At 35.4% G+C, this 22,081-nt stretch carries 16 protein-coding genes; 6 read left to right on the plus strand and 10 right to left on the minus strand.

Translation table 11 applies throughout. The features are described 5' to 3' along the window. The first annotated feature begins 6 nt into the window (after positions 1 to 6). The 3 genes from CJ739_RS05920 (at position 7) to CJ739_RS05930 (ending at position 5,370) form a co-directional block, all read left to right on the plus strand. A complete protein-coding gene (locus CJ739_RS05920; protein WP_117173359.1) occupies positions 7 to 4,137 on the plus strand; it encodes a DUF6443 domain-containing protein in 4,131 nt (1,376 codons plus the stop codon). A gap of 6 nt (positions 4,138 to 4,143) precedes the next feature. Further along, the gene (locus tag CJ739_RS05925) at positions 4,144 to 4,794 is read left to right on the plus strand and encodes a hypothetical protein (RefSeq protein WP_162880142.1); all 651 of its coding nucleotides are present in this window, start codon (positions 4,144 to 4,146) and stop codon (positions 4,792 to 4,794) included. 291 nt (positions 4,795 to 5,085) lie between these two features. Continuing rightward, the gene (locus CJ739_RS05930) at positions 5,086 to 5,370 is read left to right on the plus strand and encodes a hypothetical protein (RefSeq protein ID WP_117173363.1); all 285 of its coding nucleotides are present in this window, start codon (positions 5,086 to 5,088) and stop codon (positions 5,368 to 5,370) included. A gap of 259 nt (positions 5,371 to 5,629) precedes the next feature. On the opposite strand, the gene CJ739_RS05940 is transcribed toward CJ739_RS05930, so the two are convergent. Next, positions 5,630 to 6,352, minus strand: coding sequence for a phosphoglycerol geranylgeranyltransferase (locus tag CJ739_RS05940; RefSeq protein ID WP_117173365.1), 723 nt, complete (start codon positions 6,350 to 6,352; stop codon positions 5,630 to 5,632). A gap of 42 nt (positions 6,353 to 6,394) precedes the next feature. Then, positions 6,395 to 7,021, minus strand: coding sequence for a 4'-phosphopantetheinyl transferase family protein (locus tag CJ739_RS05945; RefSeq protein WP_117173367.1), 627 nt, complete (start codon positions 7,019 to 7,021; stop codon positions 6,395 to 6,397). Between the two features lie 137 nt (positions 7,022 to 7,158). Between CJ739_RS05945 and ahcY the strand changes: the two genes are divergently transcribed. Further along, positions 7,159 to 8,475: an adenosylhomocysteinase gene (ahcY, locus tag CJ739_RS05950; protein WP_117173369.1), complete on the plus strand. Its 1,317-nt coding sequence runs from the start codon at positions 7,159 to 7,161 to the stop codon at positions 8,473 to 8,475. 307 nt (positions 8,476 to 8,782) lie between these two features. On the opposite strand, the gene CJ739_RS05955 is transcribed toward ahcY, so the two are convergent. Both CJ739_RS05955 and CJ739_RS05960 read right to left on the minus strand, forming a co-directional pair. Then, on the minus strand, positions 8,783 to 9,274 hold the full coding sequence (locus CJ739_RS05955; RefSeq protein WP_117173371.1) for a DUF6646 family protein: 492 nt from the start codon (positions 9,272 to 9,274) through the stop codon (positions 8,783 to 8,785). A gap of 61 nt (positions 9,275 to 9,335) precedes the next feature. Then, the gene (locus CJ739_RS05960) at positions 9,336 to 10,196 is read right to left on the minus strand and encodes a cupin-like domain-containing protein (RefSeq protein ID WP_117173373.1); all 861 of its coding nucleotides are present in this window, start codon (positions 10,194 to 10,196) and stop codon (positions 9,336 to 9,338) included. Between the two features lie 167 nt (positions 10,197 to 10,363). Here CJ739_RS05960 and CJ739_RS05965 point away from each other — a divergent pair, with 167 nt between their 5' ends. Further along, on the plus strand, positions 10,364 to 11,467 hold the full coding sequence (locus CJ739_RS05965; protein ID WP_117173375.1) for a lipid II:glycine glycyltransferase FemX: 1,104 nt from the start codon (positions 10,364 to 10,366) through the stop codon (positions 11,465 to 11,467). Between the two features lie 107 nt (positions 11,468 to 11,574). Here the strand turns inward: CJ739_RS05965 and CJ739_RS05970 are convergent, their stop codons facing one another. From CJ739_RS05970 to CJ739_RS05980, 3 genes are all read right to left on the minus strand, one after another. Continuing rightward, entirely contained in the window at positions 11,575 to 12,615 is a 1,041-nt protein-coding gene (locus tag CJ739_RS05970; protein ID WP_117173377.1) for an NADP(H)-dependent aldo-keto reductase, read from the minus strand. A 178-nt stretch (positions 12,616 to 12,793) separates the two neighbouring features. Beyond that, a complete protein-coding gene (locus CJ739_RS05975) occupies positions 12,794 to 13,753 on the minus strand; it encodes an OmpA/MotB family protein (protein ID WP_117178780.1) in 960 nt (319 codons plus the stop codon). 40 nt (positions 13,754 to 13,793) lie between these two features. Then, a complete protein-coding gene (locus tag CJ739_RS05980; RefSeq protein WP_117173379.1) occupies positions 13,794 to 14,558 on the minus strand; it encodes an exodeoxyribonuclease III in 765 nt (254 codons plus the stop codon). A gap of 169 nt (positions 14,559 to 14,727) precedes the next feature. Here CJ739_RS05980 and CJ739_RS05985 point away from each other — a divergent pair, with 169 nt between their 5' ends. Continuing rightward, positions 14,728 to 18,150, plus strand: coding sequence for a DUF8818 domain-containing protein (locus tag CJ739_RS05985; protein WP_117173382.1), 3,423 nt, complete (start codon positions 14,728 to 14,730; stop codon positions 18,148 to 18,150). 43 nt (positions 18,151 to 18,193) lie between these two features. Here the strand turns inward: CJ739_RS05985 and CJ739_RS05990 are convergent, their stop codons facing one another. The 3 genes from CJ739_RS05990 to CJ739_RS06000 form a co-directional block, all read right to left on the minus strand. Next, positions 18,194 to 19,129: a M28 family peptidase gene (locus CJ739_RS05990; RefSeq protein WP_117173384.1), complete on the minus strand. Its 936-nt coding sequence runs from the start codon at positions 19,127 to 19,129 to the stop codon at positions 18,194 to 18,196. 81 nt (positions 19,130 to 19,210) lie between these two features. After that, positions 19,211 to 19,954: a succinate dehydrogenase/fumarate reductase iron-sulfur subunit gene (locus CJ739_RS05995; protein WP_117173386.1), complete on the minus strand. Its 744-nt coding sequence runs from the start codon at positions 19,952 to 19,954 to the stop codon at positions 19,211 to 19,213. 109 nt (positions 19,955 to 20,063) lie between these two features. Then, complete coding sequence (locus tag CJ739_RS06000; protein ID WP_117178782.1) at positions 20,064 to 22,076, minus strand: fumarate reductase/succinate dehydrogenase flavoprotein subunit; 2,013 nt, start codon at positions 22,074 to 22,076, stop codon at positions 20,064 to 20,066. Positions 22,077 to 22,081: the final 5 nt, after the last annotated feature.

A 22,081-nucleotide genomic window follows, 5' to 3' on the forward strand; every position in this document is an offset into this window, starting at 1 on the left:
AGAACGATGAAAAAGATATTAATAACCTTAATAGCATTACTTGTTTCATCTTCTATAGTGGCACAAACAAATTCTGAAAACTATATACACACCAAAAACTATCAAGTAAAAACGCAGGATGGATTGAATACCTTGTCTAATACTTCTCTGACCAATGATGACATAATAGAGACTATTACCTATTATGATGGATTGAATAGACCAATACAGGCTATTGCAAGACAAGCAGGTGGTAGTCGTCAAGATATCATCACACCTATTTTATATGATGATTTTGGAAGGCAAGTAAAAACATATTTACCTTATGCAAATCCAATACAAACTGTAGGCACATCCTTGGACTATAGAGACCCGACAGCGTTAGTAAATAATCTAAACTTATATTATTTGTCGAAATTTCCTGATGATTTAGACATAGGTTTTCCCAATCCTTATTCTGAAAAAGCTTATGAATCTTCTCCTCTTAACAGGGTTTTAAAACAAGCCGCTCCGGGAAAAAATTGGAGCTTAGGAGAAGGGCATGAAATAAAGTTTAATTATCTATCCAATGACTCACCAACACCACAATTTTTATTAAATGATGATTTTACAATAAATACTAATAATTGGTACGCAGTTGGCCCTAGTAATAATTTTTCTATTGAAAATGGAATGTTAAAAGCAACGCCACAATATCCCGGTGAAGGGGTAAAGCATGATATTGCTGTTATAGAAGGAGAAACTTTATATATTAGTTTTGATTTTAATCAGGGAAGTACAGAAAGGGTTATGTTAAATATTGTAGGCACCACTACACTTGAAGATTACCTAACCGATGGAACATATAATATAAAAATCACGGTACCTTCTAATACTACCCAATTAGGATTATATTTTTTAAAACATAATGTGGCTAACAATAGTACTTTTAATATAACTAATTTCTTTATTGACAATATTAAAGTTTATAGATTAAATCCTGTTCCAAATTCTGAGGTAAAAGTATTTTCTGTATCACATCCAGACAATGATACAGCACAAATAGAATTGGCATTTAATGATTATTATAATTCAAATGAACTATATAAGACCGTTACCAAGGACGAAAACTGGACGGTTGGCACAAACCATACCACCGAAGAGTTTAAGGACAAGCAGGGACGTGTTATACTGACGCGTACCTATGCAGATGTTTCGGGAGTATCAACACCACACGATACTTATTATGTATACGACGAATTTGGCAACCTAACCTATGTGCTACCTCCAAAAGCAGAAGCTGGCACAGCTACGTTAGCAACTATCAACAGTAAATTAAACGATTTATGTTATCAATACAAATACGATTATCGTAACCGTTTAATCGAAAAAAGAATTCCAGGTAAAGGGTGGGAATACATTGTCTACGATAAACTAGACCGACCTGTATTAACACAAGATGCCAATTTAAGAGCTAATAATAAATGGTTATTCACTAAATATGATGCTTTTGGCAGAATAGTTTATACAGGCATTTATCAATATTCCAGTTTAAAAAGCCAAAGTGAGATGCAAGGTATTTTAGATGCATATTATACAAATACTTCTGCTAATTTATATGAAAGCAAACAAAACTCAGAAGGTAGTTATCACTATTATGGCAACCAAAGCTTTCCTAACAGCAACATAGAAGTACTTACTGTAAATTATTACGATAATTACAGTTTCAATATACCTACATCTATTACTATACCAAGTGAAGTATGGGAAACGGGCGATATAGCTACATATACCAAAAGTTTAGCAACTGCATCTAAAGTTAAAGTTTTAGATACCAATGAATGGATAACGACTATAACTGTTTTTAATAAAAAAGCACAACCTATCTGGATAGGAAGTTATAACAGTTATTTAAAAACAACCGATATTGTAAAAAGCAAACCCGATTTTATTGGTAAAATATTAAGTACAGTAAGTATACATAGAAAAATAGATGCAGAAGACATTGTAGTGGAAGACACTTTTGAGTACGACCATATGGGCAGGCTCCTAGCCCAAACTCAAGGTCTTAGGGACTCAGAATTTGATGCTACTATAGATTTAATACTGGACGATACCACTCCCAATAACCAAACAAGCTATATAGCAAGTACCTCTATAACCTTGAAACCTAATTTTACGGCTTTACCTGGTTTTAGTGCCAAAATAAACTCTGACACCCAAGAAAGAGAGCTTATTGTTTTAAACAAATATGACGAGCTCGGGCAATTGGAGAACAAAAAAGTGGGAGGCGTTGCGGCAGGCACCATAGAAAACTCAGCGGGTCTACAAACCATAGATTATACCTATAACATTCGTGGCTGGTTAAAGCAAATAAACAATCCAACCGCTCTAGGCAACGATTTGTTTGCATTCAAGATTAATTACAATACAAATACACACGGGGGCACAAATTTATTTAACGGCAACATATCCGAAACCGAATGGAAAACCCAGAACGATAATGTCCTTCGTTGGTACAAATACGGTTATGATGCCCTTAATAGGATAACAAGTGGTACCAACCCTTCAAACAATAATTATGACCTGGCCAATGTTGCTTATGATAAAAACGGGAACATTACCAATCTTGTGAGACGGGGGCATACCAATAGTGGTGCTACAACTTTCGGCACGATGGATGACCTGACCTATAGTTATCTGGCCAATAGCAACAAACTTATGAGGGTGGCCGATGCGGCACCTATAGACCAGTACGGCTTTAAGGATGATGCCCTGAATACGGCCCCAGACTCAGTAGATGATTATTCTTATGACGCTAATGGCAACATGACTAAAGATCTTAATAAGCGTATCACCCATATCGAATATAATCACTTAAACTTACCAACCAAAATATATATTAAACAAACTGATAATGAAATTTCTTTAGCCGATAATATTGAGTATATTTACGATGCTAACGGTATGAAATTGCAAAAGAAAAAGAAAGTTCAAGGAGTTTCCCATGATTACCTAACACAATACGCGGGTAATTTCGTTTATAGTGGTACTAGTTATTCTGGAATCTCATTAAAATTCTTTAATCATCCTGAGGGATATGTAGAGCCCAATGAACAAGAATACTTTAATTACGCTTATCAATATAAGGATCACTTAGGGAACATCAGGCTTTCTTATAAGGACATGAGTACTACCTCTACGCCTGTATTAGAGATACTGGAGGAGAACAACTACTATCCTTTTGGACTCAAACACAAGGGGTACAACGGAACCATAAATGGTGTTGACCATCCGTATGGGTTTGGGGGTAAGGAAGAGCAGAACGAGTTCAACAATACGCTTCAGTGGTTGGACTTTGGGGCAAGGAACTATGATGCTGCACTGGGAAGGTGGATGAATATTGACCCATTAGCTGATATAGCACATAGTATTTCAATTACACCATATCATTATGGAGCCAATAATCCAATTGTATTTGTTGACCCAGATGGACAGGATTGGTTTTATTATATGGCGGAAGGAGAAGAAGAAGCAAGCTATCATTGGCACAAAGGTAGTGAGTATAACCACAGTTATTCATATACTGATGAAAATGGCGATGAACAAACAAGTAATATAACATTAACAGGAGTTTCCTCGTTTGTTGGGAAAGACCAAAATGGAGCTATTTATAATTTTAAAAATGATGGAAGTATAGTTCAGTCAGAAGCAACAGAATCAATGTTAAAAGCTGGGGGATTGGATACATCATTTTTAGTTGATGTGGTTTCATCGGTAGGTGAAAATGGAAATGAGGTTCAATTAGCTGGAGCTGATGCAGTAGCGTTGGCTGCGACAGCATTTATGACTGCCGATGGTGTCGTACTTGATGGGACAGATGCTGCTTGGCCTAAATGGGCAACTTATGCCATGGTTGGTGCTGGGGCTACTTATCTTTTAAATCAGTCAAAAGCTACATTAAATTTTTCAAAAACAGCTCGTGGAAACCATAGTGATGACGGATTGAGAGACTGGAGTGATGATGAAATTGCTCAAGAAGTAAGCAAATTAAGCGGACAGCTTAATAAGCAGCAAAAAGCCCTTAAATTAAGACTGCAAAAAGAACAGAAAGTAAGGGGTCAAAGAAACAAACAGAAAAAGGGTTCTGAAAAAGGGACTGGAACTGGAAGAAAATAAATTATAATGGTGAAGTCTGATTTAATAAAGAAATTTGAAAAATTATCGATGGACGATAAAATTGATTTTATTGAAGATTATGATATTGTTAATGATTTATCTAATAGACCTTATTTTATTAAGTTCATTAAAAACAACTCTAATAGTAAAGATTATTGGTTTTCTTCTATCCTTATTGAATTAGCATCTGAAATTAGGGTAGACGATTTAGAATTATTCAATACCTATTTTAAATTTTTATTTGAATCCAAGCATTATTTTATAAAATTAAGTGTTTTAGATTTTCAAATTGAGACCTATGATATATATTATGATAAGTTTAAGAACACATACCATAAACTTGAAGAAATATTAGATAAAAAAAATGAAAGGCTAATAGTTAAGAATCAGATTCTTCTAAATTTAATGATTTATAGTAAGGAGAAAAGGTTGAAATATTTATATCAATTGTTGGATAATTTAAAAAGGACTTCGGATTATAGAAGTCATTTGAGAGTATATAACACCTTTATAAATTATAATTATTATAATTTTATTACTCCTGATTTCTTAGAACAATTGTTTAGTATTTCAGAAAAAAAACGCTTAGGTAAATCAGTATCAGAAAAAATCAGAGAATTAAAAAGTTCAGATATATATGGTAATGTCTCAAATTAGTGGTTATACAATATTTAAGTCGTAATTATTTAAAAATCCCCCCGCTAGCGCGGAAATGTTTTCCGTGCCGTAACGAGTAAGAAATAAAACAAGAGTTAAAAGCCACAACGTAAAAGTTGTGGCTTTTTACTAGGAAAGATTAGTTGAGGTCGTTTGTGTTACCCTGCTATTCCCAAGCACATTTTAAAACAAGCTGTCCCATATAAGGGAACTGGATGAAAATGAAACAGATATACAATAATCTAAGCAGTACTTTTATATATTTAGGGGTGCTGTTTTTTTTGCTAGTGTATGCTTCTGAAGCGAATTTGGCTTATTTTAGTTATTCTCCAATCAATTGAAAAACTCGCCAACAAGGGGACAACAAGCATTCTGTACAACCATTTAAACTTACCTAAAAAAGTAACCTTTAGTGGAACAAATAAATTTATTGATTATATTTACGATGCCACAGGCATAAAACTTAAAAAGAAGGTAACGGATGGTACGTCCATTACAGAAACTTTTTATGCCCCTGCTAGTCCTCGTATACGCTACCGCTCGTTTTCAACGAGTGGCGGTAAGAGTAAGCAATAAAAAGAGAAGCCACATTTTAGGGATAGAATGTGGTCTTTTTATACCCTAAAGCGAAGCAACACTTTTAGAAAAGAAACCCTTAAACTTTTTAGAAGTCAGCATCTTGTCGATCAACCTTAAAGATAATGGCTCTGTCATTGGTATCAAGTTCAGAAATCAAACGATTTGTCGAAATTGATATGGGATTTCAAAAAAGCTTACAGTCAAGGCAATCATCAATCAAATTTAAAAAAGATGTGTCTTTAAATTTTAAAGATTCCTATTTCAAAGCATCAAAAAACGCTTCACCTTCCTCAAAAGCAGTGCCTATAACTACCAAATCGGCACCAGAGTCATAGGCATACGCTAGTTGTTGTTTATTTCTAATGCCGCCACCAACAATTAATGGTATTTGCAATTCTTGTTTAACCGACTTAATAATTTCTGAGGACACTGGATTTTTAGCACCGCTACCCGCTTCTAAGTAGATCAATTTCATTCCCAGCAACTCCCCTGCTTTGGCGGTATCAATTATATTTTGAATAGCTGTTTTGGCTATTGGTTGTGTCCCCGTAACCCTTTGGACCGCTGTTTTTTTACCGTTTTCAATAAGTATATAACCTGTTGATATAACCTCTAATTTTGTCTTTCGAAGTTTTGAAATCGACTCAACTTGCTTTCCTATTAAATAATCGGGGTTTCTACCGGAAATTAAACTTAAAAACAACAATCCATCGGCATGGTTTGTAATTTGAGTAACATCTCCCGGAAATAATATGACAGGAAGCGTCGTTTGCTTTTTTATTTCGGCAACTAAAATATGGGTAACGCCTTCTTCAACCGTACTACCTCCAACAAAAATATGGGTTACTATAGAGGCATTAACTTTACCTAGAAAAAATTTAGTATTCTCAACGGAGAACTTATCGGGGTCTATTAAAACAGCTAAAAGTTTCTCTTTAGTAGCAATCGATTTTAATATGCTTTGGTATATATTTCTCATTTCTGCCACGAATACATAAATATGATCTTAAAATGGTTTGTTCTATTTAATGGCATATGCACAAGTAAAACCTTCAAACTCTAAAAATTGAACTTGGTAACAGTATTTTTTATCTTCATAATCAATCCAAGCAATGGTTTCATAGTCATTATCAGATACCGGAATGACCAAACAATGTTTTTTAAAGCTCAAACCCGGCGTTGCAAACAGTTTGAACAACGATTCTTTTATACACCAAATAACAGTTAGTTTATTAACATAATCTGCTGCATGTTCATTAAGATAGCTGAACTCATAATCAATAAATTTATGAGCAATCACGCTAATTTTTTTGCGTTGTTTTTCAATATCAATACCAATAATATTGTCACTAACTATGACTCCCGAAAAATGAAACGAATGGGTAATGGAAATTTGCTTACCATCTTTTAAATGCGGTTTGCCGTTTCCATCATAAAACAAATCGGCATCTTCGTATCCAAATTTGGCTAATAAACAGCGTACACTTAAAAACCCACGCTGGTGCAATTCACTTTTCATATCTAAAACACGTTGTAAACTTTCGGGTTTTAATTTTACCAATTGCATTAAATCATCAAAAGATTCTGAAATCTTCCAGATTTTAACAACAGTTTGTGAATTAGGAGTAATGGTTTTGTAAAGAGGCATTTAATTTTCTAAAAGTTATTAGTTATCTTTGCACTGCCTAAGGCAGATTAAACATTTTTGTTGAGCAATTTAACTATTTTAATACGATTCCAAAGATGTTTTCTTTTTATAAAACAAAGAAAAAATAAAAAGTTGATATGAGTACAAAAACAATTCCTTACGTAGCCAATAAAGTAAAAGATATTTCGCTTGCAGCTTGGGGACGAAAAGAAATAGAATTAGCCGAAGCCGAGATGCCAGGACTTATGAGCTTACGTGAAGAATACGGAAATTCGCAACCACTTAAAGGTGCACGTATTGCAGGATGTTTGCATATGACTATCCAAACAGCGGTTTTAATTGAAACATTGCAGGCTTTAGGTGCCGAGGTTACTTGGAGTTCTTGCAACATTTTCTCTACCCAAGACCAAGCTGCTGCTGCCATTGCTGCTGCAGGAACATCAGTTTATGCTTGGAAAGATATGACCGAGGAAGAATTTAATTGGTGTATTGAACAAACCCTTTTCTTTGGTGAAGACAGACAACCTCTTAACATGATTCTTGATGATGGTGGCGATTTAACCAATATGGTTTTAGACCGTTACCCAGAACTAGTACCTGGCATTAAAGGATTGAGTGAAGAAACCACTACAGGTGTTCACAGATTATACGAGCGTGTTAAAAAAGGAACGTTACCAATGCCGGCCATTAATGTAAACGACTCGGTTACAAAAAGTAAATTTGACAACAAATACGGTTGTAAAGAAAGTGCCGTAGATGCTATTCGTCGTGCTACCGACTTAATGCTTGCTGGAAAGCGCGTAGTTGTTTGTGGTTATGGCGATGTAGGTAAAGGTACTGCAGCTTCTTTTAAAGGTGCAGGAAGTATCGTAACTGTTACAGAAATTGACCCGATTTGTGCTTTACAAGCGGCTATGGATGGTTTTGAAGTAAAAAAGCTAGAAACCGTTGCTCCAAACGCTGATATCATTATAACCACAACCGGAAACAAAGATATTGTGCGTGGTGAACATTTTGAAGCTGTAAAAGACAAAACCATTATTTGTAATATCGGACATTTTGATAATGAAATTGATATGGCTTGGTTAAAGAAAAACCACGGCCACACCAAAAACACCATCAAACCTCAAGTAGACAAATACACTGTTAATGGTAAAGACATTATTATACTTGCAGAAGGCCGTTTAGTAAATTTAGGTTGCGCCACTGGTCATCCAAGTTTTGTAATGAGTAATTCATTTACAAACCAAACCTTGGCTCAAATTGAACTTTGGACCAATAGCGACGCCTACAAAAACGATGTGTATATGTTACCTAAACATCTTGATGAAAAAGTAGCCAAATTACACTTAGCTAAAATTGGTGTTGAACTTACTGAGTTAAAACCCGACCAAGCTGAATACATTGGTGTATCGGTTGAAGGTCCTTTTAAACCTGAGTATTACAGATATTAATTTCCCATTCCCACGAAAGTCGGAATCTCATAATAAACTAAATCCCAAGCAATTCATTGTTTGGGATTTTTTTTGTCACTTACTGAGCCATCTCCATGTATTGAAATTGTATAGACAATCGCTATTGCGGAAATAAATTGAGGTTAATACCGCTTTCAAAATAAAACTAATCCATTTAACCTTATTTAATTCCGTAATAGAAACCTCTGACTTTTTATTAAGATGACCGTTACAAAAAAAGCGGAAAAAAACTAAATTTTTCCGCTTTTTAAAAATGATCTTGTTTGATATTAATCAACAGTCTTTTTTATAAATTAAAAGAAGCTCCTAAGTTAAGTGTAAACTGGTTATGTAATTTTTCGCCAGCATCTAAAACATCGGTATTGTATTTTGCAAAAGGCACGTTAAATTCTGTAAAAACACCAAAGCCGTTTGTAAAAAAGTAACGCATCCCTAAATGGCCACCAAAATTTTTAAGGCTCAGGTTTAAACCTGGGTAGATATCAAAATTCTCATCTACATTAACGACGTTTCCCAAGTTGGCATTAAAACGCCCTTTAACATCAAAACGGTCGCCAAAACTAGCAGAAATATCGTCGCTAAGACCCAAAGCGTATGATGATGATATACCAACTGATATGTTTTCGCCCAAACCAAAATCGTAGCTAATATTAACACCAGTAGCATTGTTTTGAAGATTGGTTCCTAACTGGAGTTTGTTGTCGCCACTACCTATAAAAGCTTGTGAATTACTAAGCGTTGCACTAAGAATAGTTACTAATAAAATTATTTTTCGCATGATTTAAGTTTAAATTTTAAGTAGGCAAATATATATAAGTTATTGTAAAAAATAGCTTTATTTATAAGTTCTTATGGGTTTTGGTAATAGCTTGTTGGTTTTTCCAATCAATCCATTTTTGACCCTTCATACGGCGCATGGCGTTATCAAAATTACGCATAACAACAATATTATAAATAGCTTTACCAAAATTTTTAGGATTACGGGCCATGGCACGTAAGCTCATGGAAAAACCCGGCGTTATATAGCGCATATAGTGCCAATAGCCTTCGGGCATATACAATACTTCGCCATGGTTTAGTTCGGTTTGGTAACCCTGTGCCTTTTTTAGCAAGGGCCATTTTTCAAAATCGGGATTGGCAAAATCAATGTCTTCGCGGGTAATTAGTGCATGCGGTACTTTATACAAATATTTGTTCTGGTTTTGGTCGAACAAAATAATTTGTTTTTTGCCTTCAAAATGAAAATGGAAAATATTGGCCAGATCAATATCGTAATGCATAAAGGTATATGAGTCACGTCCGCCAAAAAATAGCATCGGGATGCCTTTCATAAGGCGCAAGCCAAAATCGGGAAATGTAAAATCATTTTGTAATAGGGGTATTTCCTTAATGGCATTCCATAAAAAAATACGGTATTTTGTAGGTTCGCTTTTTAACAAATCTATATAATCGGCGAGTCTCATTTTGGTATGCGGCTCGTTAAAACCATCTTTATAATCAACCGGTCTATCGTCGTATAACGGAACGGTGATTTCGCCCCCAACGGTTTTCATATAGTCTAAATTCCACTTGCTGTAAGCAGGCCAATGGTCTATAAAACGCTCAATAACCACAGGTTTTTGCGGTTTAAAATAGTGTTTTAAAAAGTCCTCTTTTGTAATTGTTTTTACACGAGGAATATCTTGTAAGTTCAACGACAAGGCTTATTTAATTTAGTGTACCAAAGTTAAGCAAACGTAATGAAACAAGAAATAGTATTTTGGGCATTGCCAAACTTCCTTTTGCACTCGCTTCTTGATAAAGACGGCAATCAAACTAAAATGATTTTAAATTAAGTATATGATTCCTTAGTTTTGCCGCTAAAAAAATGATTTGCGAGTTAGAGAGAAAAGATATTGAAGAATTTAAAACAACAAATATATTACCTCAAACTCCTTTTTGGGGGCGTGTAAAAAGTAACCAAGGGTTTATACCTCAAGGATTTGAGTTAACTATTTCTAAAAATTTGTTAATTAGCACTGCTAGTTCTTTAGAAAAAGAAGTTGAAGACTTATTGATACTAATTAAGTACGTAAATAAGGATACCTGTATTGCTTACGTTCCTTACGGTCCCAAATTAGAACCTACATTTGAAAACCAAGGCATATTTTTAGAACTTTTATCTGAATCAATAAAACCACACTTACCTAAAAATTGCATCTTTATCCGTTACGATTTAATTTGGGAGAATCAATGGGCTGCTGAAAAAGAATATTTTGACAATTCAGGTAATTGGATTGGCCCGCCACCTAACCAAACCCAAGAATTCAGGGTAAATTTTGGCACCAGTAATTGGAACTTACAAAAAAGCGTAACAGATAACCTTCCCAAAAACACTTTTTTCCTTGATTTGACTTTGGAAGAGCAAGACTTGCTTTATAACATGAGATACAACACAAGATACAATATAAGAAAAGCGAATAAAAAAGGCATTAGAGTACGTGAATACGGAATTGAACATATGGATTCATGGTATAAATTATATCTTGATACGGCCATTCGACATGACATGCCTTTACAAAATCAAGACTTTTTTTCTACTATTTTAAAAAACCAAGATAACAACAAAAATGGCATTACCGTTAAGATGCTGATGGCCGATATTGATGGCAAGTTCCTCGCTTCAATGTTTCTAGTTTTATCAAAAAAAAGAGGCACCTATTTATATGGAGCATCTAAATCTTCAAAAAACAATTTAATGGCAAGTTATGCCCTGCAATGGGAATCCATACGAATGGCAAAAGCATGGGGCTGTACTGAATACGACATGTTTGGCTCTGCTCCAAATTTAAATCAAACTCACCCACTACATGGCATCCATATTTACAAAAAAGGATTTGGTGGAGACCTTTTTCATAGAATGGGATGCTGGGATTATCCATATAACAAAAAACTGTACGATTTTTATAAGTTACAGGAGGCTCAAAAGTAAACTAACGGTTTAAAACAAAAAGCTTAGCGTGTCCAGGCCCCGTTACCACGAGCCTTTCGATCGCAGGTGTCAAAGATTGGTTTTTAAAGATTCTGCTTTCGCAGGAATTAAGTTGCAGGATTAGGAATTACATCATGCACCTCATTAATTTGCTTTAAAATGACATCACTCAAAGTCACATTAACAGAATCTATATTCTCTTTTAATTGCTCCAAATTGGTAGCTCCAATAATATTACTAGTGACGAAAGGTTGTTGGTTTACAAAAGCTAAACTCATTTGCGCCAAGGTCATGCCATTATCTTCAGCTATTTTTAAATAACGTTTTGTTGCTTCGGTGCTTTGTTCGCTGCTGTAACGTGCAAACCTTGGAAACAGTTTTAATCTCGCATTATCGGCTGCTGTTCCTTTTATATATTTACCGGAAAGCACTCCAAAAGCCATGGGTGAATAGGCTAATAAACCTAAATTTTCGCGTATGGATATTTCTGCCATATCACCTTCAAACCCCCTGTTTATCAACGAATAGGCATTTTGTATGGTTTTCATTCGTGGTAAACCATGGTTTTTAGATTCTTCTAAGTAACGCATCGCTCCCCAAGCTTTTTCATTAGACATACCTACATGACGAATTTTACCTGCTTTAATGTGTTGTTCCAATGCATATAGTACCTCATTAAAATTATCTTGCCATGCATCATTAGGGTTGTGTTTGTAATCGCGCGTTCCAAAGGTGTTGGTTTCGCGCTCTGGCCAATGTATTTGATATAAATCAATATAATCGGTCTGTAGGCGTTCCAATTCCTTATTTATAGCTTCTTTTATAGATTCCGAAGTGATTCCCGTAGTTCTAATATGGGCAGTATAATCGCTTGGACGACCCACAATTTTACTAGCCAAAACAACTTTGTCGCGGTTTCCTGTTTTTTGTAACCAAGTGCCTATAATTTTACTGGTTGCCCCTTGTGTTTCTGGACTTGCTGGCACAGGATACATTTCGGCAGTATCAATAAAATTAACACCTTGCTCTAGGGCGTAATCTAATTGGGCATGCCCTTCAGCTTCGGTATTTTGGTTTCCCCAAGTCATGGTGCCTAGGCATATTTTACTAACTTTTATATCGGTTTTTGGTATGGTAGTGTATTTCATAGAGGATTCTATTTTTAAAGATAAAAAACCTTTCAGTTACAAATGAACTGAAAGGTTTAAAAATATGTTAATACCTTTTAGGCTATATTGCGTTAGTGATTGAAGCGGCATCCTTTTTTGCCAATAAAAGCAAAAAAGATATAGCTGAAAGCGCGACCCTTGTGGTAACGCCCAAATATTAATTATCGTTTAACAACCTTGAAAGCTCGTCTAACTTAGGCGTTAAAATAACTTCGATGCGTCGGTTTTTTGCTTTTCCTTCAGGCGTGTCGTTGGTTGCTATTGGTGCAAATTCACCACGACCTGCTGCGGTTAAATTTTCAGGGTTTATAGCTGCGTTTTCTCTTAAAATAGTAACAATGGCTGTGGCGCGTTTGGTTGACAAATCCCAGTTATTGGTTATTTGACCATTCGCTTGATAAGGTACATTATCGGTGTGACCTTCGATTAAAACAGCTATATCAGGATTGCTTGCTAAAACGGTGCCTAATTGTTGTACGGCTCTTCTACCTTCGGTGCCAACCGCCCAACTTCCTGAACTAAATAACAACTTATTCTCCATAGAAACATATACTTTGCCATCGCGTTGTTCCACGGTTAACCCTTTGCCTTCAAAATCTGTTAAGGCTTTGGATATGGCATCTTTTAAAGCGGTCATGGCAGCATCTTTATCTGAAATAACTTTTTCTAACTCTGCTACACGGTTCGAGCGGTCTTGTAATTCTTTTTTAAGATTTTCCAATCGTTGGTTTTCATCTGCCAAAGCTTGTTCTTTAGCTTCTAGCTGTGCCAATAATTCTCTGTTTTTTTGTGAATTTGATGCGATGGCCGCCGAACTGTTTTTTTCTAATGCATCGTAAGACGCTTTTAGTGTTTCTAAATTTGCTTTGGCAGCATTGTAATCGCCTTGCAATTTGTCGCGTTCTGAAACCGCTTCTGCATAAGCTTCTTTAAGTTGCTTTAGATTGTTTTCGGCAGTTGTTTTTTGGTACAACAACTCTTCGTTTTCATCGAATAACTTTCTGTTTTCTTGCTTTAGATTGGCATATTTTGCTTCTAAATCTTTGTAAATTTTAGGAGACACACATGAAGCAGCAACTACTAATGTTAACGTAATTAATGAGATTTTTTTAATCATTTTTAAATTCTTTACGGTTTTTGGTTTAATAAATTTGGGTTTAATTTTCAATTTCCAATAAAATAGGGCAATGGTCACTATGCACAGCGTCTGACAGTATAACGGCTCTTTTTATCTTTTCTTGTATGACATTTGAAACCATGGCATAATCTAATCGCCACCCTTTGTTGTTTGCTCTTGAATTCGCTCGGTAACTCCACCACGTATAGTTATCTGGTTCTTTGTTTAAATATCTGAAAGAGTCCGTGAATCCGTTATTTATAAATGCCCCTATCCATTTGCGTTCTGCTGGTAAAAATCCAGAGGTATTGCACAAACCTTTAGGGTTATGAATGTCTATTTCTTCGTGGCAAATATTGTAATCGCCACAAATAATTAAATTAGGAATCTCTTTTTGAAGGGTGTTTATATACTCTTGAAACATATCCATGTACTCAAACTTATGGTCTAACCTAGCGTCATTGGTTCCCGAAGGCAAATACAAACTCATTACCGAAACACCATCAAAATCGACTCTAAGGTTACGGCCTTCAATATCCATCGAAGCAATTCCTGTGCCATATTCTACATGGTTTGGTTTTATTTTGCTTAAAATAGCAACACCGCTATAGCCTTTTTTTTGAGCACTAAACCAATAGTTGTATGTGTAGCCAGCTTCAACAAAAGCATCTAAATTCAGTTGCTCTTTTAAAGCTTTAATTTCTTGCAAACAAATGACATCTGGATTGGCACTTTTTAACCAATCTATAAACCCTTTATTTATTGCTGCACGAATGCCATTTACGTTGTATGAGATTATTTTCATTTCCTTTGTTTTTTATGAGATCCCGACATGAAGTCGGGACAATACACTTTTAAAAGTGTATTGTTTCAGCTAAAATAAATAATGCTTTACTTTTACACTATTATTTTGTGCCACAATTAACGAAATCTATTAACAAAATATTTTAAACTATTTGAAGTTTAAGTATCTAATGAAGTTTATAACCTGCCTCTTTTTCTTTTTTATTGGGCTTTGTGGCTTTTCGCAAAATCCAGTTTCTAACTATAGGACTAAAAAAGTTGCTGTAAAAGACAGTATTGTTATTGATACCGTAAGCATTAACCCGAACCACTTTTCAGTTAAAGCTAAAAACAATGTGCTTATTGATTCTACTTTTTATGAAGTTGATTTTGGAAAAGCCTTTTTAAAATTTATAAAACCTATTGAAACCGATTCTATCATTATCAATTATTTAAAATACCCCGAGTTTTTAACCAAGACCTACAAACAATTAGACGATGCTATTATTGTTGAAAACACCGATAATCTTCAAAAGCTTTACCAACTTTCGCAATCCAACGATACTAAAAATTACATTCCTTTTGATGGCCTAACAACTTCTGGTAGTATTTCTAGGGGGGTTACGGTTGGCAACAACCAAAACTCGGTTTTAAATAGTGAACTAGACCTTCAAATTTCGGGAAAACTTAGTGATAAAGTGTCCCTTCGAGCCTCTATTCAAGACGCCAACATACCGTTGCAAGAAAGTGGTTATAGCCAGCGATTGGATGAATTCGATCAGGTTTTTATTGAACTGTACAGCGATCGTTGGAATGTGCGTGCAGGTGATATCGATTTACAAAATACCAATTCTTATTTTGCGAGCTTCTCTAAACGTGTTCAAGGTTTATCGGTAAATGCCACTTTGGGCCATGAAGAAACCGAAACCAATGTGTTTGCCGCTGGCGCTTTGGTACGTGGACAGTTTACAAGAAGTCAGTTTAAAGCACAAGAAGGTAACCAAGGGCCTTATAAACTACAAGGGCAAAATGGCGAGTTGTTTGTGCTTATTGTGTCGGGTAGCGAAACGGTTTATGTTAACGGAATCGTAGCGCAACGTGGTGAAGACAAAGATTATATTATTGATTATAATGCCGGTGAAATCATTTTCAATTCAACCTTTCCCATAACGTCCGAAATGCGCATTACAGTCGATTATCAATACAGTGAACGCAACTATTCGCGTTTAGTGGCGTATGGCGGTAGCAACTTTAAAAGTGAAAAACTGAATATTGGCGTTTCGGTGTATTCTGAAAACGATGCTAAAAATCAACCTTTGCAACAAAACTTATCGGAAGGCCAAGTACAAATATTAGCGAATGCGGGAGACGACAGAACGCAAATGGTAGCGCCATCAGAAGTTTTAGAGTCTTATAGCAATAACAGGGTTTTATATAAAAAAGAACTTATAGATGGTACTGAAGTCTTTGTGTTTTCCAATAATCCAAACGACACCTTATACCGCGTTACGTTTACCCAAGTGGGTGCCAACCAAGGCGACTATATTCTAAGCAGTACCAATGCCATTAACAACATTTATGAATACGCAGGTACTTTACAGGGAAACTATGCTCCCATAGTCCAATTAATTGCGCCAACAAAACTTCAAATAGCAGTGGTAAATGGTGACTACAAACCCACCGAAAAAACAGATATCGGTTTTGAAATAGCTGCAAGTAAAAACGATTTAAACTTATTTTCAACTATAGACGATGCTAATAATGACGGGGTGGCCAGTAAATTTAAAATCTCACAAAACATCACTAAAAAGGATAGTTTATGGAGTCTGAAAGTTTTTGCAGATGCCGATTATATCCAGAAAAATTTTAAAACCATTGAACGTTTGTACAATGCCGAATTTAATAGGGATTGGAATTTAAATGATACTTCCACTAGTACTCCAAACATCAATTTTGGCAATCAAACCTTGCTTACTTCTGGTTTAAGTTTGAATCATCCCGAAAAAGGAAACGTTACCTATCAATTTGAGCATTTAGGTTTTTCTGAAAATTTTAATGGAAACCGCCATGTTTTCAATACGTTTTTAGCGCTTAATAAATTTAGGATTGCATCATATTCTAGTTTTTTAAATGCCAATTCGACCACCAATACCTCAACATTTTTAAGATCATCCAACACCATTGCGTATAGTATGAACAAAAGTTGGCTAGGCACTAAATTAGCCATTGAAGACAATGAACAAAAAACTGTTTCAACACAAGAATTAACACCTTTAAGTCAAAAATTCAAATCGTACGAAGTGTTTTTTGGTGTTGGAGATAGCTCAAAAATTTTTACCGAAATTGGTTATAAAAACAGGGTAAATGATAGCATTAGAAACAATCAATTGCAAAAAGTAAATACATCGAATACTTTTTATTTAGACACACAGCTTATTCAAAACACCAATACCAACTTAGCCTTATACGCAAATTACAGAACCTTAAAAAGTGAAGATGAAACCACCGATGACGAGCAGTCTATAAATTCCCGCTTGCAATTCAACCAAAAACTTTTTAAACAATTGGTACAATGGAACACCTTATTTGAAACCAATTCTGGCACTTTACCACAACAAGATTTCACGTATGTTGAAGTAGAACCCGGACAAGGCACTTATACCTGGATTGATTACAACGAAAACGGCATTCAGGAGTTAGAGGAATTTGAAATTGCCCAATTTCAAGACCAAGGCAAATACATTCGTGTGCTGTTACCCAATCGGGTTTATATAAAAACGCATCAAAATAGGCTGAGTCAGACGCTTACCGTTAATCCAGCGCAGTGGTCGGTCTCCGAAAATAAAACACAAAAATTCTGGTCGCATTTTTACAACCAAACTAGTTATTTGATAGATAGAAAATTAAAACGCGATGGCAGTAGTTTTAACTTAAATCCTTTTGAAAATAGTGAAGAAAACCAATTAGGACTTCAATTAAATTTTAGGAATGTCTTGTTTTTTAATCGTGGAAAGCAACATTTTACAACATCTTACACCTACCTTTCAAACAAAACCCGCAACATTTTATCTATTGGATTTGTTGAAAATGGATTGAAAAGCCATCAATTTAATTTCAATCATAAATTTGCCGAAAGTTGGTTGATAACACTTCAATCTGATTTTGAAAAAAATGAAAGCTTAAGTCAAAATTTCGCAAGTAAAAATTACTATTTTGATGAAACCCGATTAAACCCAAAATTATCCTATTTATTTAATGACAATTCGCGTTTCGATCTCTTCTACCAATATGCCAGTAAAGAAAATACCATTGGTGGTTTAGAAACTTTAAAACAACAAAAATACGGGACTTCATTTACGTTTTCTGGTAATCAAAAAAATTCTATTATTGGCGAGTTTAACTTTTTCTCCAATAAATTTGATGGCAATACTAACACACCCGTTTCATATCAAATGTTGGAAGGTTTGCAACCTGGCAAAAACTTTACTTGGAGTGTATTGGCACAAAAAAAACTAACTGATTTCTTAGACCTAAACCTAAGTTATTTTGGTAGAAAAACCGAAACCAGCAAAACCATTCATACAGGAATGGTACAATTGAAAGCTTATTTTTAATCCTGCAAGGTTTTAAAAACCTTGAAAAACCTTGCAGGAAAAGCTAAAACCTTGCAGGAAAAGTTAATACATCTATTTTTTCAAAAACCGACATGATAACTTTTACAGCTTCTATATAAAATTCTGGTTGAATATTTTCGTAATCATCGGTTGGTTCGTGGTAATCTTCATGGTCATCAACACCAAAATATAAAAATGGAATCTTTTTTTTGTGAAAAGAGGCGTGATCGGACGCATGGGTCCAATTGTCTTTCCAGTTACCTTCATCATGTCCTGTTAAAAAATTTATTTTATTTGAATATTTATGATTTGAAATCACCTTTTTCAAAGTTTCATTATAAACAGTACCGACAACAAATAGTTCATTTTTATCACTTCTGCTAATCATATCCATATTAAGGTTTACGATGATTTGTTTTAAGGGAATAATAGAATGATTTACAAAATACTTAGACCCTTGAAGTCCTAATTCTTCGGCATCAAAAGCAGCTAAAACAACCGAATGTTTGGGTGGGTTGTTTTTAAAATATTCAGCAAAACTAAACAAGGCACTTACTCCCGAAGCGTCATCATCTGCACCATTATATATTTGCCCATTCTTAATACCTTCATGGTCGTAATGTGCACTAATAACTATGTATTTATCTGGATATAAGGATCCTTTTATTAATCCTAAAACATTAACGCCATTATGATGCTTTCCTTCATGGAAAAATGAAAAGGGTTGTCCATAACGTTTCCCTAACGGTAAAACATGACCAGCAGAAAACTGATTGACAATGTATTTTTTTGCTTTTTCCCCGCCTTTTGTTCCTGTTTTTCGTCCTTCAAATGCATCAGATGATAGGGCTTTAATATGTTGAAGGAGCATAGATTCGTCAAACAAAGATGTTTTGGAATTATTAGGATGCATCATTTGTGCATGACACGCCGTACCCAAAAAATATCCCAACACAAAAAAGCAAACAAGTTTCTTCATTTTATAAATTTAATAACCAAATCTAAATAAAAAACCCAAGCTTTTGCTTGGGTCTTATAAATTATCGATGAAAGGGAATTATTATGATAAGCTCGCTTTCATTAATTCTCTATTCATACGAGCTATGTTCTCTAATGAAATGTCTTTTGGACATTCAATTTCGCAGGCACCTGTATTGGTACAGTTTCCAAAACCTTCCAAATCCATTTGCGCCACCATATTGCGAACACGGTCTGCAGCTTCTATTTGTCCTTGAGGCAACAACGCATATTGTGATACTTTAGCACCCACAAATAACATAGCAGATGAGTTTTTACACGAAGCAACACACGCACCACAACCTATACAAGTTGCTGCATCCATAGCTTCATCGGCAGCGTGTTTAGAAATTGGAATCGAATTCGCATCTTGTGTATTTCCTGAAGTATTAACAGAGATATAGCCACCTGCCTGTTGAATACGTTCAAAAGATGTTCTATCGACCACTAAATCTTTAATCACAGGGAATGCAGTTGCTCTAAATGGTTCGATAGTAATCGTATCGCCATCTTTAAACATACGCATATGTAATTGACAAGTCGTTACGCCTCTATCCGGACCATGGGCTTCACCATTTATGTACATAGAACACATACCGCAAATACCTTCGCGACAATCGTGATCGAAAGCCACAGGCTCTTCTCCAGTATTTACCAATTGTTCATTCAAAACATCCATCATTTCTAAAAAAGACATATGCTCTGAAATATCAGTTACTTTATAATCGACCATTTGACCCTTTGCTTTCGAGTCTTTTTGTCTCCAAATTTTAAGTGTTAGATTCATATTTTTTAGTTGTTGGTTGTTGGCTGTTGGTTGTTAGCTGTTATATGTGGATGTTAAATTTTTCATCTAAAAACTTTTAACCCATTAACTATCAACCACAAACCATCAACTATTTATAACTACGTTGTTTTAGTTCTATATCTTTAAACTCTAATATTTCTTTATGCAAAATCGCATCAGCTGGTTCTCCTTTGTATTCCCAAGCAGCTACATAAGCGTAATCTTTATCGTTACGTTTTGCCTCACCTTTTTGTTCGCCGTCTAATTCAACGGACTCTTCTCTAAAATGACCTCCACAAGATTCGTTTCTATTAAGTGCATCTTTAGCAAATAGCTCGCCTAACTCAAGAAAATCTGCTACACGACCTGCTTTTTCTAACTCAGGATTCATTTCGTTAGCAGAACCTGGTACTTTAACATTTTTCCAGAAATCTTCGCGTAATGCTTTTATTTCTACCATGGCTTCTTTTAAACCTTGCTCGTTACGAGACATTCCACATTTATCCCACATGATTTTACCTAATTTTTTGTGGTAATAATCTACTGAATGCGTTCCTTTATTATTGATGAAGAAATTGATTCTATCTGTTACTTCTTTTTCAGCTTCGTCAAACTCTGGCGTATTGGTTGGAATTTTACCTGTTCTAATTTCTTTAGAAAGATAATCGCCAATGGTATAAGGCAATACAAAATAACCATCTGCCAACCCTTGCATCAGCGCCGAAGCTCCAAGTCTATTTGCTCCATGGTCTGAGAAGTTAGCTTCACCGATACAGTATAAGCCATCAACCGAAGTCATTAAGTTATAATCAACCCAAATTCCTCCCATGGTGTAGTGTGTTGCAGGGTAAATCATCATAGGTGTTTTGTATGGATCTTCATCTACAATTTTCTCATACATTTGGAATAAGTTTCCGTATTTCTCTTCTACAATCGCTTGACCTAATTCGTATATTTTAGCATCCGATGGATTTTCTATATTCTGAATTTTAGCTTGCGTTTTCCCATAGCGTGTAATTGCTGAAGCAAAATCTAAAAACACCGCTTCACCGGTAGCATTCACTCCAAAACCAGCATCACAACGTTCTTTAGCAGCACGAGAAGCCACATCACGAGGCACTAAATTACCAAACGCTGGGTAACGGCGCTCTAGGAAATAATCTCTGTTTTCTTCAGCGATATCGGTTGGTTTTATTTTGCGCTGTTGCAGTGCTTTAGCATCTTCAATATTCTTTGGTACCCAAATACGCCCGTCGTTACGCAACGATTCGGACATTAAGGTTAATTTAGATTGATAGTCACCAGAACGCGGAATACATGTTGGGTGAATTTGAGTGAAGCAAGGATTTGCGAAATACGCGCCTTTTTTATGAATTTTCCAAGCAGCAGTTGCGTTACTTCCCATAGCATTGGTTGACAAGAAATATACATTTCCGTAACCACCGGAAGCAATAACCACAGCATGTGCGGAATGACGCTCTATTTCACCTGTAATTAAATTACGGGCAATAATACCTCGTGCTTTCCCATCAACCTTAACAACATCAAGCATTTCGTGGCGGTTGAACATTTCAATTTTACCACGTGCAATTTGACGGTTCATTGCTGAATAAGCTCCTAATAATAATTGCTGACCTGTTTGTCCTTTAGCATAAAAAGTTCTAGAAACCAAAACGCCTCCAAACGAACGGTTGTCTAACAATCCACCATAATCACGGGCAAAAGGAACTCCTTGTGCCACACATTGGTCAATAATATTTGCTGATACCTCAGCTAAACGGTACACGTTAGCTTCACGGGAACGGTAATCACCTCCCTTTACAGTATCGTAAAATAATCTATATGTTGAATCGCCATCACCTTGGTAGTTCTTGGCAGCATTAATTCCACCTTGTGCCGCAATAGAGTGTGCTCTACGAGGTGAATCTTGATAAGCAAATGCTTTTACATTATAACCTAACTCTGCTAAAGTAGCTGCTGCTGAACCTCCTGCTAACCCTGTTCCAACAACGATAACATCAATATGACGCTTATTAGCCGGATTTACTAAATTGATATGATTTTTATAATCTGTCCATTTATCTTGAATTGGACCATGTGGTATTTTTGAATCTAATGCCATTTTTC

This window comes from Mariniflexile sp. TRM1-10 (assembly GCF_003425985.1).
GTDB lineage: Bacteria > Bacteroidota > Bacteroidia > Flavobacteriales > Flavobacteriaceae > Mariniflexile.

Bases quoted from the DNA above. Each gene is read 5' to 3' on its own strand.
- CJ739_RS05920 (WP_117173359.1), top strand. From the start codon at position 7: ATGAAAAAGATATTAATAACCTTAATAGCATTACTTGTTTCATCTTCT.
- CJ739_RS05925 (WP_162880142.1), top strand. From the start codon at position 4,144: ATGGTGAAGTCTGATTTAATAAAGAAATTTGAAAAATTATCGATGGAC.
- CJ739_RS05930 (WP_117173363.1), top strand. From the start codon at position 5,086: ATGCTTCTGAAGCGAATTTGGCTTATTTTAGTTATTCTCCAATCAATT.
- CJ739_RS05940 (WP_117173365.1), bottom strand. From the start codon at position 6,352: ATGAGAAATATATACCAAAGCATATTAAAATCGATTGCTACTAAAGAG.
- CJ739_RS05945 (WP_117173367.1), bottom strand. From the start codon at position 7,021: ATGCCTCTTTACAAAACCATTACTCCTAATTCACAAACTGTTGTTAAA.
- ahcY (WP_117173369.1), top strand. From the start codon at position 7,159: ATGAGTACAAAAACAATTCCTTACGTAGCCAATAAAGTAAAAGATATT.
- CJ739_RS05955 (WP_117173371.1), bottom strand. From the start codon at position 9,274: ATGCGAAAAATAATTTTATTAGTAACTATTCTTAGTGCAACGCTTAGT.
- CJ739_RS05965 (WP_117173375.1), top strand. From the start codon at position 10,364: ATGATTTGCGAGTTAGAGAGAAAAGATATTGAAGAATTTAAAACAACA.
- CJ739_RS05970 (WP_117173377.1), bottom strand. From the start codon at position 12,615: ATGAAATACACTACCATACCAAAAACCGATATAAAAGTTAGTAAAATA.
- CJ739_RS05975 (WP_117178780.1), bottom strand. From the start codon at position 13,753: ATGATTAAAAAAATCTCATTAATTACGTTAACATTAGTAGTTGCTGCT.
- CJ739_RS05980 (WP_117173379.1), bottom strand. From the start codon at position 14,558: ATGAAAATAATCTCATACAACGTAAATGGCATTCGTGCAGCAATAAAT.
- CJ739_RS05985 (WP_117173382.1), top strand. From the start codon at position 14,728: ATGAAGTTTATAACCTGCCTCTTTTTCTTTTTTATTGGGCTTTGTGGC.
- CJ739_RS05990 (WP_117173384.1), bottom strand. From the start codon at position 19,129: ATGAAGAAACTTGTTTGCTTTTTTGTGTTGGGATATTTTTTGGGTACG.
- CJ739_RS05995 (WP_117173386.1), bottom strand. From the start codon at position 19,954: ATGAATCTAACACTTAAAATTTGGAGACAAAAAGACTCGAAAGCAAAG.
- CJ739_RS06000 (WP_117178782.1), bottom strand. From the start codon at position 22,076: ATGGCATTAGATTCAAAAATACCACATGGTCCAATTCAAGATAAATGG.